The following is a 16,163-nucleotide window of genomic DNA, read 5'->3' on the forward strand; positions in this document are numbered from 1 at the left end:
CGCGCCGGACGGGATCCCCATGTGTGCCCGGCCCGGGGGTGATCCATTCCCGCTCTTTCGTGTAATAGCACGGCCACGTTACGTGATGGAAGGCTGGGGCCTGCAAATCGATGCCCGGCGCCGATCGCACCGGGCATGACCGGGAGGGCAATTCTCTATGTCGGTAGGCGATGAGGTCCGCACGGAGCAGGACCGGCCGCAGCAGAGCCTCGGCACCGCGGCCGCGCGGAACCTGGCCACCACCACCAAGTCCGTACCCCAGATGCAGGAGATCAGCTCGCGCTGGCTCCTGCGCATGCTGCCGTGGGTGGATGTGCAGGGCGGCACGTACCGGGTGAACCGGCGGCTCACGTACGCCGTCGGCGACGGACGGATCACCTTCGTGCAGACGGGCGACCGCGTCGAGGTGATCCCCGCCGAACTCGGCGAACTGCCCGCCCTGCGGGGGTACGAGGACACCGACGTACTCTCCGAGCTGGCCCAGCGCTGCCGGCAGCGGGAGATCGCCGCCGGCCAGGTGATCGCCTCCTTCGGCAACCAGTCCGAGGACGTCTATCTGCTCGCGCACGGCAGGGCCGAGAAGGTCGGCACCGGCCCGTACGGCGACGACCAGGTCCTCGGCGTGCTCGCCGACGGCGCCTACTTCGGCGAGCAGGCACTGCTGGACCCGGACGCCATCTGGGACTACACGGTCCGCGCCGACACCACGTGCACCGTCCTCGTCCTGTCCCGGCACGACTTCGAGCAGGTCGCCGAGCGCGCCGACTCGCTCCGCGCCCACCTGCGGCAACTGCGCTCGATCCCGGGCCAGCGCACCAACAAGTACGGCGAGAAGGAGGTCGACCTCGCCGTCGGGCACAGCGGCGAGCCGGACATCCCGCACACCTTCGTCGACTACGAGGCCAGCCCCCGCGAGTACGAGCTGAGCATCGCCCAGACCGTGCTGCGCATCCACACCCGCGTGGCCGACCTCTACAACCAGCCGATGAACCAGACGGAGCAGCAGCTCCGGCTCACCGTCGAGGCGCTGAAGGAGCGCCAGGAGCACGAGCTGGTCAACAACCGGGACTTCGGTCTGCTCCACAACTGCGAGTACGACCAGCGGATCCAGCCGCACGACGGCGCGCCCAGCCCCGACGACATGGACGAGCTGCTCAGCAGGCGCCGCGGCACCAAGCTGTTCCTCGCCCACCCGCGCGCGATCGCCGCGTTCGGCCGCGAGCTGAACCGGCGGGGACTGGTCCCCGAGACGATCGACATGGGCGGCAACCGCATCCCCACCTGGCGCGGGGTGCCGGTCTTCCCGTGCAACAAGATCCCGGTCACCGAGGCCCGGACCAGCTCGATCATCGCGCTGCGTACCGGCGAGGAGGACCAGGGCGTCATCGGGCTGCGCGCCAAGGGCATCCCGGACGAGATCGAGCCGAGCCTGTCCGTGCGGTTCATGGGCATCAACGAACAGGCCATCGTCAAGTACCTGGTGACGGCCTACTACTCGGCAGCCGTGCTGGTACCGGACGCGGTGGGTGTCCTGGAGAACGTCGAGGTCGGCCGTTGGTACTGAGCCGCTTCACCGGCTCGCGGTGTCCGCGCCCGCGGGCCCGGGTAGTACACCCCGGCCGGTACCCGGGCGGACGCCCGGCGCCGGACGCGCAGGCGCCACGGTTCGCGGACTCGTCGACGCCACGGTTCGCGGACTCACCGAGGGGGAGCGGATGGCCGAGTTCATGACGGGGACGACACCGCGCCCGCCGGGTGCCCGCCATGGCGGGGCGACGGCACGGCAGACGGGGGCGGCCTCCGTGGAGGCGCTGCCGCGGCCCGCCGGTGCCGACGAGGGCGAGGGCGAGGGCCCCGAGGGCGCGCCCGACGGGCAGGACGCGGCGGTGATCCTGGAGCGGGCGCGGACGTCGTTCGATCCCGAACTGCGTGCGGCGGTCGCTTCGTTGCCCGCCTCGATGTGCCGCATCGCCGGCTACCACTTCGGCTGGGAGCACGCGGACGGCACACCGGCCGCCGGGCACGCGGGCAAGGCGATCCGCCCGGCACTGGTCCTCACCGCGGCCGAGGCACTCGGCGGCCCGCGGGCACGCGCGAGCGCCGCGCGAGCCGCGGCGGCGGTGGAACTGGTCCACAACTTCACACTGCTGCACGACGACGTGATGGACCGGGACACCACCCGCCGCCACCGGCCCACGGCCTGGACGGTGTTCGGCGACACCGATGCCATCCTCGCCGGGGACGCCCTCCAGGCACTGGCCCTGGGGATGCTCGCCGAGGACCCGCATCCGGCGTCCCGGGCGGTCGCCGCCCGGCTCGCGTCCTGTGTCGTCGAACTGTGCGCGGGCCAGCAGGCGGACAGTGCACTGGAGCAGCGCCCGCCCGGCGAGGTGACGCTGCCCGAGGTGCTCGCCATGGCCGAGGCCAAGACGGGAGCGCTGATCGGCTGCGCCTGCGCCGCCGGAGCGCTGTACGCGGGAGCGGCCGAGGAGGAGGTGGAGGCGCTGGACGCGTTCGGCAGACAGGCGGGGCTGGCGTTCCAGCTCATCGACGACGTGATCGGCATATGGGGTGACCCCGGCCGCACGGGCAAACCGGCCGGTGCCGACCTCGCCGCCCGCAAGAAGTCGCTGCCCGTGGTCGCCGCGCTCACCTCCGGCACCCCGGCCGCCCGCGAGCTGGCCGAGTTGTACGCCCGGCCCCACCAGGAAGGAGAGGAGGAGCGCGCCGCGCTGGCGGTGGAGCGGGCCGGCGGCCGGGACTGGGCCCAGTCCCAGGCGGCCGACCGGATGGCCCAGGCCGTCCAGGAACTCTCCCGTGCCGTCCCGGATCCCGCCGACGCGGGAGGTCTGCTGGCGCTGGCCGAGTTCGTGACCCGTCGTACCAGCTGAGGCGCGCGCTCAGGTTCCGGAGCCCCGGGCAGCCGTACGGTTCCTGACCCCGTACGGCTGCCGGGGCTCCGGTTCGGCGGGTCCCGCACTGCCCCACGGTGTGCGGGGCCCGCCCCGCACCCCCGGCTGCCGCCCGGTACGCTCAACGCCCGTACCGACACTGCTTGTCGAGGTGAGGGGCGGACGATGGGCGTGGCGATCCGGGCGGCCGGGGAAGACGACCGGGAACTGGTCGTGCGGCTGCTGGACGAGTCCTTCCGGGACGACCCCGTGAGCAGCTGGGTCTTCCCGGACGCGGAGTACCGCCGCCGGACCCACCACCGGCTGATGGGCGCCTTCACGGACGTGGTGCTCGCCGACGGCCGTATCGACCTGACCGAGGACGGCGCGGCCTGCGCGCTGTGGCTGTCGATGCCTGCGTCCGACGACGCTCACGGGTCCGCCGATCCCGCCGCTCCCGCGGATCCCGGCGGTCTTGACGGTCCTGGCGGTCGCGGCGGGGAACCGGCCGACCCGGCGGTGTGGATGCGCGAGACGGTCGACCCGGCGAACCCGAGGGTGGAGGAGATCGTCCGGCTCCTGGACGCGACGCACCCTGTGGGCCGGGCCCACGAGTACCTCTGGATGATCGCCGTCGCCCCGGACCGGCAGGGCGCGGGCCTGGGCGGCGCGCTCGTCCGGCACGTCCTGGACCGCTGCGACCGCGAGGGCCTGCCCGCCTATCTGGAGGCCAGCAGTCCGCGCAGCACCAGGCTCTACGAACGCCTGGGTTTCGCGTACACCGGTACCACGGTCGACCTGCCGGACGGCCCGCGGATGTGGCCGATGTGGCGCGAACCCGGCACCGGCGACCGGACCGCCGAAGAGCGCTAAGCCTCTTCGGTCTCCGGTACGAGAGCCGCGACGACACGGTCCACCAGGCCGTCAGGCACGCTCACTCCGGGCAGCACGCCGTCCAGGACGCCCGGCAGGGTCAGGTGTTCGAGGAGCAGGCCGAGCATGGCGAGGTAGAGCACGGTCACGGCCTCGTCGCCGCCGGGCAGCGCGGCCGCCCGGTGGAACTCCAGGGCCTGCTCCAGATCACCGCGGACCGACCGGGTGTAGGAGGCGCGCAGTGCCGGGCGCCGGGTGGCTTCGAGGCGCATCTCCAGCAGCCCCAGGTAGCCGCTGCGGTCCCGGGTCGCGCGGTGCAGCAGGTCGTGCATGAACGCGGTGACCAGGGCGCGGTCCCTGGGGCGGTTCATCAGACCGGCGACCACCTCCGGGTCGGGCGCCAGACGGATGTGCAGCCGGGTGTCGATCTGGCGCAGCAGGTCGTCGCGGCCGGTGAAGTAGTTGGACGCGGTGCCCACCGGCACCCCCGCTTCGGCGTCGACCGCGCGGAACGTCAGCCCGCGGGCGCCTTCGCGTGCGAGCACCTCGACCCCCGCGTCGACCAGCGCCGCCCGCCGCTCCGGATTCCCGGCCATACGGAACCCCTTCTCTCACTTGCCTGATCATGCCGTATCCCCTTGCAACCACTACGCATGAAGTACTACAACTGAAGCACTACAAGCACAGTGGTACGCCGCGCAGCCTACGGAAAGAGTCCGGATTGCGAAAGCTCACCTACTTCATCGCCTGCTCGATCGACGGCTTCATCGGAGCCCCGGACGGCGACGCGCAGATGTTCTTCGCCTACCTCGACCAGGAGTTCCTCGGCTTCCTGGCGGAGGAGTACCCGGAGACCGCGGCCACCCAGGGCCGCCGCGCGCTCGGCATCGACCACCTGGAGAACAAGCGCTTCGACACGCTGATCCAGGGCCGGGTCAGCTACGACCTCGCCCTCAAGGAGGGCGTCACCAGCCCGTACGCCCATCTGCGCCAGTACGTCGCCTCGCGCACCCTGGGGCGGTCGCCCGACCCGGACGTGGAGATCATCTCCACCGGCCTGGTGCAACGGGTGCGCGAACTGAAGGCGGAGGAGAGCGAGTTCGGCATCTATCTCTGCGGCGGCTCGCGGCTCGCCGGGGAACTGGCCGACGAGATCGACGAGATCGTCGTCAAGACCTACCCGGTCGTCCTCGGGTCGGGTCTGCCGATGTTCGCGTCGGACTTCTCCGTCGCCCCGTTCACCCTCGACGAGGTGCGCGTCTTCGCCAGCGGAGTGCTGGTACGGACGTACCGGAGGACGTGAGGGCCCGCCCTACGACGCCGCCCGGGGCAGGCCGCCCGTCTCCGGGTCCCGGCCGGTCAGGCAGTACAGGCCGCCGGCCGGGTCGCGCATGACCGTCCAGTGCGGGTGGTCGGCCACCCGGGTCGCGCCCAGATCCTCGTGCCGGGCGCGGGTGGCGGCGATGTCCGCGCAGGCCAGGTCCGGATGGGCGGCGGCCGCCCGTTCCTCGTCCAGGCGCTGGAGCAGGATCCGCACCGGCAGACCGGCCGGCGGCACGAGCGCATGGAACTCGGGCAGCGCGCCGGGCCGCGATGTCCAGCCCGTCAGCAGCCCGCTCCAGAAGGCGATCTCCGCGCCGAAGGCGGACGGCGGCACATCCAGGCACACCTGGTCCAGCCGGCTGCCGTGCACGACGGGCGGACGCACCGACTCCCCGGCCCAGGGCACCGCGCAGAACAACAGCCCCGCCGGTGACCGCAGTACGGCCCATCCCTCGTGCTCGGCGGCCACCGCGCCCCCGAGCCGTACGGCCGCCGCCGCCAGCCCCGGCACATCGTCGACCGCCAGATCCAGATGCGCGCCACCGTCCCCGGAACCGGCCGCCTGCACCTTCCCGCAGGCGTCCCCGCTCCCCGGCACCAGCGTGGCGAACTCTCCGTTCTCGCCCCGCACCTGCGACACACGGCTGTCCGTGACGGCGGCCCAGAACTCCAGGGCCCGCCCGAAACTCTCCATGGGCCGGTCGACGAAGGCGTACGTCCAGCGGATCTCCATGGGGCCGATGGTACGAGTACCCCGGTTCCACCACGGGCCGGTGCCCGGGGCCGGCCCACCGGAGCGTTCAGTCCACGCGGTGCGGCCGGTGGCGGACGACGCGCATGCGGACCTCGGTGGGTGTCGGCGGGGCGCCCGTGGACCGGTGCGCGGTACGGAGCGGTCCTTCGCAGAGGGCACCCAGCGCGGCGCCGGGCGAGCCCTCCGGGGTGAGGGTGAGCCCGATGCGCGTGCGGTGGCGGGCGGCCCGGCCGGTGATGCGTACGGTCGCCCCGTCGACCCCCGGCAGGGCGCCGGTCTCGGCGGCGACCGCGTCGGCGAGTGCGCTGTCGCGCAGTTCGACGCCCTCCTGCGGGGGTGTGCCGCCGACGGGCAGGGTGCCGGGGCGGCGGCGGCTCAGCTGGGTGAGCAGCCACCACAGGGCGAGCAGGAAGGCGAGCGCGAGGGCGGCGATGACCGCGGGCCACCACCACCAGCCCTGGCTGCTCCAGCGCTTCCGGTCGGCGGAGCCGAGCAGTACGTCACCGGGGGCCGTCAGGGGCCAGCCGCCGGGCGGGACCAGATCGTGCGGCCGGTAGACGTCGAGCCCGGCGAAGAGGACCAGCAGCCCGCCGCCGAGCAGGACCAGTCCGGCGAGGGCCAGCAGACTGCGGTTGAGTACGGATCTCGGCGTCATGGTTCGGGCTCCCGGTGCTGCGGGTCTCCGGTGGGTGCGGGTTCCGGTCAGTGGGCGCGCCGTCGTACGCGTACGACGAGGCGGGGCGGGCGGGCGAGGGCCAGGCGGCCGCATTCCTCGTCGAGGACCGCGGTGAGGTCGTCCTTCACCTGCCGGGAATCGCGGAAGCGGACGTCCGCGCGGGCTCTGACGCGGTGGCGGCGGACCCGGACGCGCGCCGCGCCGACCCCGGGCACCCGCAGCGCGGCGTCCCGCAGCAGGCCGGCGGCCCCGTCGCGGTCCAGGGAGGCCCGCAGCCAGGGGCAGTCGGCGGGCGAACGCAGGGGCAGCCAGTGGCGCAGGCCGGGGGTGAGGGCCAGGAGGATCAGCCAGACCCCGAGGGCGGCGGCCACGGCGGCTCCCGTGAGCATCCACACGTCGTCCACCGGGCGGGTGGCCAGTTCGTCGGTCAGGTGCCGCCGCCAGGCCGCCGCCGGACGCCCCGCCCGTACGGCGACCACGTCGACCAGCGCCACGACCGCCGCCACGAGCAGCACCAGGGCGACCACGGCCGCCGGGACGCGGCGCGCGGACCACGGCCGCCGGGTCCGGCGCCCGCTGCCACCGTCCCCGGGCTCACGACCGGGCGGAGGGGCCTTCTTCGCCGCGGACTCCTCCACTGCGGACTCCTTCGCCGACGGAGCGGAGCGGCCCGGAAGGCCGGGTTCGGATGTCATCGGATCACCACCCCTTCCCGCCCGGCACGCCCGGCGCGCCGCAGGTCATGCCCGGTGTGCCGCACGGCACGCCCGGTGCGCGGGGCCGTCGCCCGGCCGTTCACCGGACCCGCCCCCGGCCCGCTCCCGCGGCCGTCACCAGCCGCCGGACGGTGAGGGTCACCTCGCCCACCCGCAGGCCGGTCAGCGTGGCCACCTGCTCGGCGACGTCCTGCCGGATCCGCTCGCAGACTCGGGGGAGGTCGGTGGGATAGGGCAGGTCGAGGGCCAGATGCAGGCGTACCGATCCGGTACGGACGGCGGCGGAGGCGCTGGGCGCCGTCGCCCCGCCCCGCTCCGGCGGTACGGCGGCACGTCCGGCCTGGGCCGTCCGCGCGGCCTGCGCGGCGATGCGCTCGACCACCCTGTCCGGGATGACGGTGGCGCCCCGCTCGGCCGGTGGCGGCAGGCCCGCGGGCGGAGCCGGTGCGCCCGGCCCCTCGCGGGGCGGACCGGGCCGGATCCTCACCGCGGCCTCCGGGTCCGGACGTCGAGGTCGCCCTGCACGGCGAGGCCGACGACCAGCCCCACCGCGCCCAGGACCAGTACCAGCAGAAACGCCCAGAAGCCGCCGAAGTACCCGGCGAAGCCCAGCGCCATGCCCGCCACGAGGCCTGTCATTGCCGCGTTCATCATGCACTCACCCGTCTCACGAACGTAGGTGGCTGTCCCCGGTCACCCGCTCATCCCCGCTCACGCCTCCGGGGCGTGGCGGCGGCTCACCGCACGCGGCCCTCGTCCGGCTGGTCCTCGTCCTCCTCGTCGGGGAGGTGGACGTCGTCGACGGTGATGTTCACCTCGACGACCTCCAGTCCGGTCATCCGTTCCACGGCGCTGATGACATTGGCGCGGGCGCCGCCGGCGACGTCGACGATGGAGACGCCGTACTCGACGACGACATCGAGGTCCACCGCGGCCTGGCGCTCGCCGACCTCGACCTTCACTCCTCGCGTGATGCCGCCTCCGCCTCCGCCGGGTACCCGCTCCCGTACGGCGCCGAGGGCACGGGCCATCCCCGCGCCCAGGCTGTGGATGCCCGGCGACTCGCGGGTGGCCATGCCCGCGATCTTCGCCACCACGCCGTCCGCGATGGTGGTCTTCCCCCGTGTCTCGGCCGGTGCCCCGGCCCCGGTGCGGCCCTTGAGCGCGCTCACACCCGCCTCGGGCCGGCTGCCCCCGCCGACGCTGGTGATGTTGTCCGTCATGGCGGTCGCCTCGATCGGTCGGTCGGACACCGGTGTTGGTGCCCCTCGCAAGGTTGGACATATCGGGCGGGTCATCTCTCACGCGCAGAGGGGTGTGATGTGCATCACAGGCCGTTCTCCGGGTACGCGGCGGTGGTCCGAGTCTTCGTACGGGAACGCCATGATCGAACGCTCTGTGTCCCCACCGCCGGAAGGCGGCCTGTGGGGAGGTGACCTGCCGGACGGGCTGCTGGCCGTCCGGGCGGCAGAGGGGGACGACGACTCCTTCGCCGCCCTCGTCCGGCGGCACGGCTCGTCCCTGCTCGCCCTGGCCCGCTGCATGCTCGGCAACCCCCAGGATGCCGAGGACGCCGTCCAGGACGCCTTCGTCAGCGCCTGGCGGCGGCTGCCGGAGTACCGGCACGGCGCGGAGTTCCGTACCTGGATGTACCGGATCACCGTCAACCGCTGCCTCACCATGCGGCGGCGCAGACCGCCGTCCCTGTCCCTGGACGCCGTCGTCGAGCCCGCGGCGGGCGACGCCTGGAGCCAGCCCGCCCGGTCCGCCGAGCAGGACGCGGCCACCGCCGCCCTGTCCCGCGCGCTCGCCGAACTGGATGCCGGGCAGCGGCTGTGCTGGATCCTCCGGGAGGTGCAGGGCCTGTCCTACAAGGAGATCGCCCACGTGACGCGGACCAGCGAACAGACGGCGCGCGGACGGCTGTTCCGGGCCCGCCGTTCCCTTCAGGAGGCGATGGGCCCATGGCGCTAGACGCTCCGCACGCACGGCCTTCCGGACCGCCCGGAGCCGACGGGTCCCCGTTCGAGGGCGACGAGGTGCTGCCCTGCGGCCGCCTGCTCAGCGAGGTGTGGGAGCGGGCGCGCGACGCGGGCGCGGACCCGCACACCGCCTCCTGTCCGTACTGCCGCGAGGCCGTCGAGGGGCTGGCGGCGCTGACCGAGGCCACCCGGGCGCTGTGCGCCGCCGAGGACACCTCCGCCCTCCGGGCGCTCACCGAGCGCGTCATGGACGTCGTCAGGGCGGAGGTGCGGCTCGGACGGCTGCTGCCCCTGGCCGACCCGGAACGGGACCTGCGGATCGCCGAGAGCGCCGCGGCGAAGGTGCTGCGCCGGGCCGCGGACACGGTGCCCGGCGCCAGGGCGGCGGCCTGCCGGCTCCGGCCCGAGGGGGAGGGTGCGGACGTCCGCGTCACCCTGACCCTGGCGGCCGCGCTCGACCGCCCGCTGCCCGACCGGGTCCACCAGGTGCGCCGGTCCGTCCTTCACTCGGCCCGGCACGACCTGGGCCTCGCCGTGACGGCCGTCGACATCACCGTGACCGGCGTCCTGGAACCGGAACAGCCCCCGGGTTCCGGCCCCTTGACCGACGGCGGCACGCGATGACCGCCGTCCCCGCGGCCACGGCGCTGCCCGGCGTCGCGTCCGGGGCGGCCCTCGCGGTGCCCGGCGTGGCGGCCCTGGACCCCCGGCTCACCCGCCGTCTCGCGGCAGCCGCCGCGCCCGCCCGCCCGGACGCCACCGCGCGACGGGTACCGCCCGAGGCGGCCGTCCGGGCCGACCGGACGCCGGACGGTACGGGGTGGCACATCGAGGTGCGCTGCGTCCTGTCCGGGGGACGGCGGGCGCTGGACGTCGCCCGGGACGTCCACGACCGGGTGGCGGCCGCCGCCGCCGCGCACCTCACCGCGCTCGGCGCCGTGGAGCCGGTCACCGTCGAGGTCGTCGTGACCCGTGTCGCCGGGCGGCCCGAGGCGGCGTGAGCACGGCGGCGCGTCCGCGCCCGGAGCCGCGGTCGGAGCCATGAAGGCCGGGGCCGGAGCCGCGGAGTCCGGGGAAGGGATCGGGGCAGGCGCCGGGCGGAAAAGACCGCACCCGGACCGGCACGGCCGCCGTTGTCGGCGGCCTGCGGTCCGGGTGCGGGCAGGAGACTCTGCGTTCAGCGAAACCGCAGGTCGGAAGGCTCAAGCGAAGCTCAGGCCTTCTTGGTCTCCTAGTAATAGGCCAGGTCGGTGACCTGCGGGGATGTTTCCTGTGGGGCGCTGACCTGGCCTTTTGGTGATTGGTGGCGATGGGGGGCGACGGTCTTGAGTGGGTGTCTTGCGGACTGGGTGCGGACTGCGGGGCCCTTTGTTCTGGCCGCCTTTCGGGCGGATCACGTGCAGCGTCCGCAGCTCGCACTTCCCAGTGAGAACCCTGCTCTTGGTCCGGACTGACCTTTCTGTTACGGCCTGAGCCCCGGCTCAGGCCGTAACAGATCAGGTGATAGCTACGTTGGCTTCGACAGCCTTGCCCAACACTTCGCCGAAGCCTCCCTGTTCCTGCGGAGCGACAACGGTTAGATGTTCCTCGGCACGGCTCGCTGCCAAATAGAACTGGGAGTACAACGCCCGCAATGCGCTGGTGCCGTGACCGTACTCTTGGTTCCCGCTTGTGCCCCCGACCACCACGACATGCGAGAACTGGAGACCAGCGGCGTACTCCGCTGCTGTCACGATCAGTGCGCGCCGCGAGTAGCGCAGCTGTTCGATCTCGTCTCGTCCGTCGATCAGGACGTACGAGGACGAGGCGTGCCCCTTCTCCTTGAGTACCTTCCTGATTGCCTCTAGTTCGCTGTTGCCTACACCGATGAGGGCCACCCTCTGTTCCTGTGTGCCTGCACTCTGCAAGGCAAAGGCTTCAGCTACGCCGGTCTCGGCCAACTGCGGACGGTCGACGAATCGCGCTCGGGGCACATCCCGGCCCGCCTTGCCAGAGTCGGGGATTGAGTCGTACACCCAGTCGTGCCCGAGCTCTACCACGTTTGGCATCTGTGTGTGCAGGTAGCGGAGAAAATTGAACACGGGTTCGGTGAAGCGGTGCGTTGTCTTCAAGTCAATCGACTTTGTCTGCCCGCGCTGAATCATGCCACTGGTTGTGCGGCTGATTTCCGTCTCGGCGAGGCCGGTAAGCAATAGGAATACCGATTGGCTTGGGTCCATTGCCATGACCAGCCGCGGCGGCTTCTCTGCCTCACGAGTCAGTAAATGCAGCAGATAGCGTTCGGGATCGCTGAAGAGGTGGAATTCATCGACGAATATGATGTCGTATCCGCGGCCAGCCCGGATGGCGTTCCATTCGTACTTCTCGAGGTCCCTCCTCAAGTCGTCTACTACCTGGTCGGTAGTGACCAAGCCCTCCTCCACCAGTTGCCGGACGTAGTACTTGTACACGCGGAAGGAGAGTTCCCGATCTGCCTTCGTTTCGAGGGGCACCATCCATCCCTCGCGGGGGAGATCTATGTATTTCTGCAGCGCATTGGGCAATGTCTTGATCTCGCGCGAGTCGAAGATCTCGGCGAACTCACGCAACAAAGCCCAACACAGACGGAGTCGATCGGTATCGTCCCGGTCCGAATCGACACCCTGCCGGACCCACTCGCTGACGTTCGCCTTATAGCTCGCCCAGGTACTGGCTTTGATGTGCTCGATGGCCTCGCTGATCAGGCGCATTTGTTGCTGCTTGCCGTCCAAACTGTCTTCGCCGAGGACCTCAACCTCTGATGACAGGGGGCCTTGTAGCCACTCTTTCAGGTAGATGAGCGGCATGACATCAATCTTGGAGGAGAGTCCGCGCTCGTCGAGCCGGCGAAATGCCTCCTCGACTTGTTCCGCCATCGACCAGCTGTGCGTGAGGAACAGGATGCGCGGCAGAATCGCACTGCTCGGTGCAGTGCCTTGCCCGCCGCTCTCCATTTCGGATGCCTTGTAGAGTTCATGTAGGGCTTTGAGCTCAAGCGTGAGGGTCTTGCCGGATCCAGCGACACCGCGGATTTTCAGCGGATCGGTTAACGCATTTTCGAGGATGGCCTGCTGGGCATCCGTGAGGTGCGGAAGCCATTCCGAGTACGAGCGTTCCCGAGCAACAGATCCGGCACCTACGCGCATCAGGTCAATGGACGGCTGAAGTTGCTGGGGCCTCGTCCTGAGATTAGCAAATGCCTCGGCTGCTTCCTCCAGCACGTGATGGTAGCCGAGCGTCGCATCACTAACGGGCGCGTGGTCGATGGTGAAGCTCTGGAGGGGCTTGGGGTCGTTCCGATCGGTAAACCACCAGAATGCCGCATGACCTCCTTCGAGTGACTCCGCAACCCATCGCAACGCCTCCTGGTTGATAGGGCGAGGCAGAGCAAAGAAGGCTAGCAAATTTTCGTGAGAGAACTTGCTCCACTGATGCGGAAGGGAGACCGGTGGGTGCGCCATGGCACGGGAGGCTCGATCAATACGTTCCAAGAGGCGAGTCGCGACCTCTGTAGAGTTCTGGATGATCAATTCCCAGCACCAGTCGTTCACCAAGATCAGCCGACTGTCCTGGTCGTCTTCCCGGTGAACGAAGAACCGACACCCCCTCGCATCCGACATGAAGAGGTTGTTGCCCAGAGTTCCCGGGTCGTTACCTGACTGGAATCCCTCGGCGCGGCCATATTCGATGTATTCAGGAAGACTGCTCCGCGTAAAAACGATCAACATTGCTTTCCCCAGCTTTCCACGTATTTCTTAAGGTGAGAGTCCCGGGATTCTTCGTAGTCGGTGGGTAGACCGATGTCGGTGAAAACCTGGGCCATCTGTTGGACGACGCGGTGGCAGTAGAGAGTCTTTAGACGAGCGATCCGCCGTGCTCGATGCTGTCCCGGTGAGTGGTACTCGTCGGTCGGCCGCAATGCAACCGAAGAGTCTTCGATACTGCGAATCAGGCGCAGCATCACGACATACCCTCCTCCATACCCAGGGCCAGGCTCGGATAAATAGAGAGAATCGCCGGGAAAGCTCTTGAGCCTGTTTCTTATCTCCTTGCGGAGGGTTTCAATGCTCGCAGTCCTCGGTTTACGTAGCCTGTCGAGATCGGTAGTGAGTGTTTCGATATGGTGCCAAAACTGCTCGGAGTCCGAACACTGCTTCAGAGCGATCTGTGTGGCCCAGTAAAGGCCAAGGGTCTTCAGTTCAGTATCGAAACGCGGACGCTCCTTACTGCCGGAGGGTAGTAGGGTTGCGATTTCCTCCATTGGATATCCGAGTTGCAGCATTTCCAAGGCGCGCTCTACGGACTCTGAGGCCACTTCCTGGTCGAACAGCTCGTGTAGTGTCTTCTCGGGCTTTGCGGATTCCGTGGCGATAATCTTTGGAAGAATGAACTGCTGGACATATATGTCGAAGGGGATTGCCGGCACGTAGGTGACTGTTCCCCAGTGCTTCCCAAAGGACAAGTCACAGTTTCCAGTTACGACGATGGCGATCGTGTCGCGCCATCCAGTCGGGAATTCCTCCTTCTGTAGGAATTCCAGAACATCGCCCTGCTGGAGGGGCTGCTCGCTCAACCCGGTCCCGTACTCGCAGAATGGCCCTGATGTGGCGTCGGTCACTCCTGAATGCTACATCTTAGCCTTGATCGTTTGCGGCAGATTGGCAACTCAACTACACGACAGTCTCTGGCTGTTGGGCTCCACGTCTCTGGTGGGCAGTGCGGTTCAGCCGGCCAGGTGGACTGTCCCGGCTACTGGTTGGTGCGGTCGTCATGCGGCCGTACTCGGTTGCCGAGCAAAAGCAGCGGATGCTCTGGCGACTGGTCGGGCCGCAGTTGACGCCTTTATTGCCAGCCGTCGAGGGAGACCCCCGGGCCTCCCTCGAGGTATCGGTGGAGAGCGCTCGAGGTGGTGTCCACGAACTCCACGGGGATGGCGTCGGCGTCGACCCAGCGGACCTGCGCGTGCTTGCGTGGTTCGCGGTTTTCGGGTTCGCCGGTCCATTCGTGGGCCGTGAAGACGACGGTGAGGAAGCCGTTGGGGGCCTCCACGCCCCAGGCGCCGTGGATGATGTGGGCGACCTTGAGGGAATCCGGCTTCACGGTCAGGCCGGTCTCTTCGTACAACTCCCGCACTGCCGTCTCCGTGATGGGTTCGCCGGGTTCGCTTTTGCCGACGGGGAGGTCCCACATGCCCTGGGCGAACTTGGCGTTCTGGCTGCGCTGGAGGAGGACGACGCGGTTGGTGGCCTTGTCGTGGACGATGACGGCGGCGACCAGCAGGGTCATGGATTCGAGGGCGGGCGGCAGGGCTTTGGGCTGGTCGTCGGTTGTCCGCTGAGCCACGGCTGGTGTCCCTTCGTCGGCCGGTTGGTGGCAGCTTAGGCCAGTGCTTCGCGTGCGCGGCGGGCGAGTTCGGCGGCTCCGGGCACTTTGCGGCGCTGGTAGACGGAGAGGGTGGAGCGGAGCGAGGTAATGGCCTTGCGGGTGCGGTCGGAGGTCATGCCCTCCATCAGGGGCAGGGCCTGGGACCAGGCGGCTACGGCCTCGTCGGCGCGGGCCTGGGCGGCGAGGCTGTCGCCGAGGTCGGCGTGGGTAAGGGCGTGGACGCGCTTGTACTTCTCGGGGTCCCAGCGCACCAGGGCGTCGCGGTGTTGTTGCTCGGTGCCGACGTGGTCGGCGAGGTCGGTCAGGGTGCGGGCGGTGTGGCTGGCGACGGTGCCGGCTGCCGGGCCGCTGACGCGGGAGTAGCTGGGCTGGGGGCCGTCGTCGCGCAGGAGGGCGTCTTCGGCGGCGAGCAGGGCACGAGCCGCTGCGGGCTTCGCGCCGACCGCGGCGTAGGCGCGGGCGTGGGTGATGTGCAGCAGCGCTTCGGTCTGGCCGTCGACGTGGCCCAGGCCGCGGGTGAGCGCCCCTTCGACCAGGTCGACGCAGTGGTGGGGCTGTTTGAGGCTGAGGGACTGATGGGCGAGGGCGCGCATCATCCAGGCGGCGTGACCGCACGGGTCTGCTTCGCAGGCGAGTTGGTAGCCGACCTGGTAGTAGCGCTGGGCGGCGCCTTCCTGGCCGAGGTCGTGGTGCTTCCACCCAGCGAGGTAGGCGAGTTCAGCGACCGCGCCGAAGGCCGCTTGTCGTAGGGCTTCGTTCGGGAATCGACCGCGGAGCATGGGAGCGGCGGTGTCGGCGAGGTAGGCGGTGACCGTGGTCAGGCCATGGCCGCCGCCGAGGCGTTCGTCAGCCGCACTGAAGGCTGCGGTGATCTGCCGTACGACCTCCACGTCCTCCATTCCGACCAGCGCGCTGCCCGTGCGGGCCCGCAACATGCGAGCGCTGGCCTCGTGATCGTAGAAGAGCGGCATAGCCACGCCGGCCGTAGTGAAGGCCGCCACGGCAAGGAAACGGCGGCGCTCGACGTCGGCACGGCCCAGATCGGTGGCGGCCAGAACCGGATCGGGCTCATCAGCCACCGATGCTTCCGGTGCGCGGAGGCCGATTTCGGCCAAGGTGATGGTGCGGCCTGCTCGTCGGGACAGCGCCTCAGCGAGGTACTGGCCGGTCCGTCCGGTCGGCTGGCGCGTGCCGTTCACCCAGTGGGAGACGGCCGACTTGTTGGTCTGGAGGATCTCGCCGTTCTCGGCTGCGATGCGCCGGATGTCCTTCGCCAGCGCCTCGTAGGTGCAGCCGATCGCCTCGATGACGTCACGCAGAAGGGAGTTGGGACCCCTCGGCGCTGCTGCCACGATCGCCTCCACTCAGGAGCTGTAAACCGCGTATACCGCTTCAACTGCCTCTCACCGTACCCACTGTGCGTGACGGAGGGTTCACTAAACATCAGCCGCCCGGTCCCGGTCCGACATCGTGACCAGGCTCCCCCCTTCGGCCGGGCGGCCCCCGAACATCTGTACGCCTACACCGGGTTCGGGCATTCCCATG

General features: G+C 70.0%; 18 protein-coding genes. 7 read left to right on the forward strand and 11 right to left on the reverse strand.

The features are described from left to right. Positions 1-157 precede the first annotated feature (157 nt). From B086_RS0136345 to B086_RS0136355, 3 genes are all read left to right on the forward strand, one after another. On the forward strand, positions 158-1,564 hold the full coding sequence (locus B086_RS0136345; protein WP_018571360.1) for a family 2B encapsulin nanocompartment shell protein: 1,407 nt from the start codon (positions 158-160) through the stop codon (positions 1,562-1,564). A gap of 151 nt (positions 1,565-1,715) precedes the next feature. After that, positions 1,716-2,891, forward strand: a complete 1,176-nt coding sequence (locus B086_RS0136350; RefSeq protein ID WP_018571361.1) for a family 2 encapsulin nanocompartment cargo protein polyprenyl transferase — start codon at positions 1,716-1,718, stop codon at positions 2,889-2,891. Positions 2,892-3,077: 186 nt separating this feature from the next. Continuing rightward, complete coding sequence (locus B086_RS0136355; protein ID WP_018571362.1) at positions 3,078-3,764, forward strand: GNAT family N-acetyltransferase; 687 nt, start codon at positions 3,078-3,080, stop codon at positions 3,762-3,764. On the opposite strand, the gene B086_RS0136360 is transcribed toward B086_RS0136355, so the two are convergent. Further along, positions 3,761-4,360 carry a TetR/AcrR family transcriptional regulator gene (locus B086_RS0136360; protein WP_018571363.1) on the reverse strand — a complete coding sequence of 200 codons (600 nt, stop codon included), beginning with the start codon at positions 4,358-4,360 and terminating at the stop codon, positions 3,761-3,763. The genes B086_RS0136355 and B086_RS0136360 overlap by 4 nt on opposite strands. Positions 4,361-4,485: 125 nt before the next feature. Here B086_RS0136360 and B086_RS0136365 point away from each other — a divergent pair, with 125 nt between their 5' ends. Beyond that, positions 4,486-5,067, forward strand: a complete 582-nt coding sequence (locus B086_RS0136365; protein ID WP_018571364.1) for a dihydrofolate reductase family protein — start codon at positions 4,486-4,488, stop codon at positions 5,065-5,067. 9 nt (positions 5,068-5,076) lie between these two features. Here the strand turns inward: B086_RS0136365 and B086_RS0136370 are convergent, their stop codons facing one another. The 6 genes from B086_RS0136370 to B086_RS0136395 form a co-directional block, all read right to left on the reverse strand. Then, entirely contained in the window at positions 5,077-5,820 is a 744-nt protein-coding gene (locus B086_RS0136370) for a VOC family protein (RefSeq protein WP_018571365.1), read from the reverse strand. A 67-nt stretch (positions 5,821-5,887) separates the two neighbouring features. Further along, entirely contained in the window at positions 5,888-6,496 is a 609-nt protein-coding gene (locus B086_RS0136375; protein ID WP_018571366.1) for an alkaline shock response membrane anchor protein AmaP, read from the reverse strand. Positions 6,497-6,543: 47 nt separating this feature from the next. Next, positions 6,544-7,212, reverse strand: a complete 669-nt coding sequence (locus B086_RS0136380) for a DUF6286 domain-containing protein (protein ID WP_051115980.1) — start codon at positions 7,210-7,212, stop codon at positions 6,544-6,546. Positions 7,213-7,312: 100 nt separating this feature from the next. Continuing rightward, the gene (locus B086_RS0136385; protein WP_018571368.1) at positions 7,313-7,720 is read right to left on the reverse strand and encodes an Asp23/Gls24 family envelope stress response protein; all 408 of its coding nucleotides are present in this window, start codon (positions 7,718-7,720) and stop codon (positions 7,313-7,315) included. After that, entirely contained in the window at positions 7,717-7,872 is a 156-nt protein-coding gene (locus tag B086_RS44860; RefSeq protein WP_018571369.1) for a hypothetical protein, read from the reverse strand. Before B086_RS44860 ends, B086_RS0136385 begins: the two co-directional genes overlap by 4 nt. 98 nt (positions 7,873-7,970) lie before the next feature. Next, entirely contained in the window at positions 7,971-8,456 is a 486-nt protein-coding gene (locus B086_RS0136395; RefSeq protein WP_018571370.1) for an Asp23/Gls24 family envelope stress response protein, read from the reverse strand. Between the two features lie 160 nt (positions 8,457-8,616). On the opposite strand from B086_RS0136395, the gene B086_RS0136400 reads away from it, so the two are divergent. The 3 genes from B086_RS0136400 to B086_RS0136410 are packed head-to-tail and all read left to right on the forward strand — an operon-like array spanning position 8,617 to position 10,216. Beyond that, the gene (locus tag B086_RS0136400; RefSeq protein WP_018571371.1) at positions 8,617-9,207 is read left to right on the forward strand and encodes an RNA polymerase sigma factor; all 591 of its coding nucleotides are present in this window, start codon (positions 8,617-8,619) and stop codon (positions 9,205-9,207) included. After that, entirely contained in the window at positions 9,198-9,839 is a 642-nt protein-coding gene (locus tag B086_RS0136405) for an Asp23/Gls24 family envelope stress response protein (protein ID WP_018571372.1), read from the forward strand. The genes B086_RS0136400 and B086_RS0136405 overlap by 10 nt, the downstream gene beginning before the upstream one ends. Then, entirely contained in the window at positions 9,836-10,216 is a 381-nt protein-coding gene (locus tag B086_RS0136410; RefSeq protein ID WP_018571373.1) for a hypothetical protein, read from the forward strand. The genes B086_RS0136405 and B086_RS0136410 overlap by 4 nt, the downstream gene beginning before the upstream one ends. 495 nt (positions 10,217-10,711) lie before the next feature. Here B086_RS0136410 and B086_RS0136415 read toward each other — a convergent pair whose 3' ends face one another. The 4 genes from B086_RS0136415 to B086_RS0136425 all read right to left on the reverse strand — a co-directional run bounded on the left by B086_RS0136415 (position 10,712) and on the right by B086_RS0136425 (position 15,982). Continuing rightward, on the reverse strand, positions 10,712-12,961 hold the full coding sequence (locus B086_RS0136415) for a UvrD-helicase domain-containing protein (protein ID WP_018571374.1): 2,250 nt from the start codon (positions 12,959-12,961) through the stop codon (positions 10,712-10,714). Further along, positions 12,955-13,851 (reverse strand): hypothetical protein, encoded by an 897-nt coding sequence (locus B086_RS44865; protein ID WP_158690451.1) that lies wholly within the window; start codon positions 13,849-13,851, stop codon positions 12,955-12,957. The genes B086_RS0136415 and B086_RS44865 overlap by 7 nt, the downstream gene beginning before the upstream one ends. Before the next feature lie 224 nt (positions 13,852-14,075). Next, on the reverse strand, positions 14,076-14,576 hold the full coding sequence (locus B086_RS0136420; RefSeq protein ID WP_037874528.1) for an NUDIX domain-containing protein: 501 nt from the start codon (positions 14,574-14,576) through the stop codon (positions 14,076-14,078). 35 nt (positions 14,577-14,611) lie between these two features. Continuing rightward, positions 14,612-15,982 (reverse strand): hypothetical protein, encoded by a 1,371-nt coding sequence (locus B086_RS0136425; protein ID WP_018571376.1) that lies wholly within the window; start codon positions 15,980-15,982, stop codon positions 14,612-14,614. Between the last annotated feature and the right edge of the window lie 181 nt (positions 15,983-16,163).

The sequence above is a fragment of the Streptomyces sp. PsTaAH-124 genome (genome assembly GCF_000373685.1).
GTDB classification, from domain to species: domain Bacteria; phylum Actinomycetota; class Actinomycetes; order Streptomycetales; family Streptomycetaceae; genus Streptomyces; species Streptomyces andamanensis.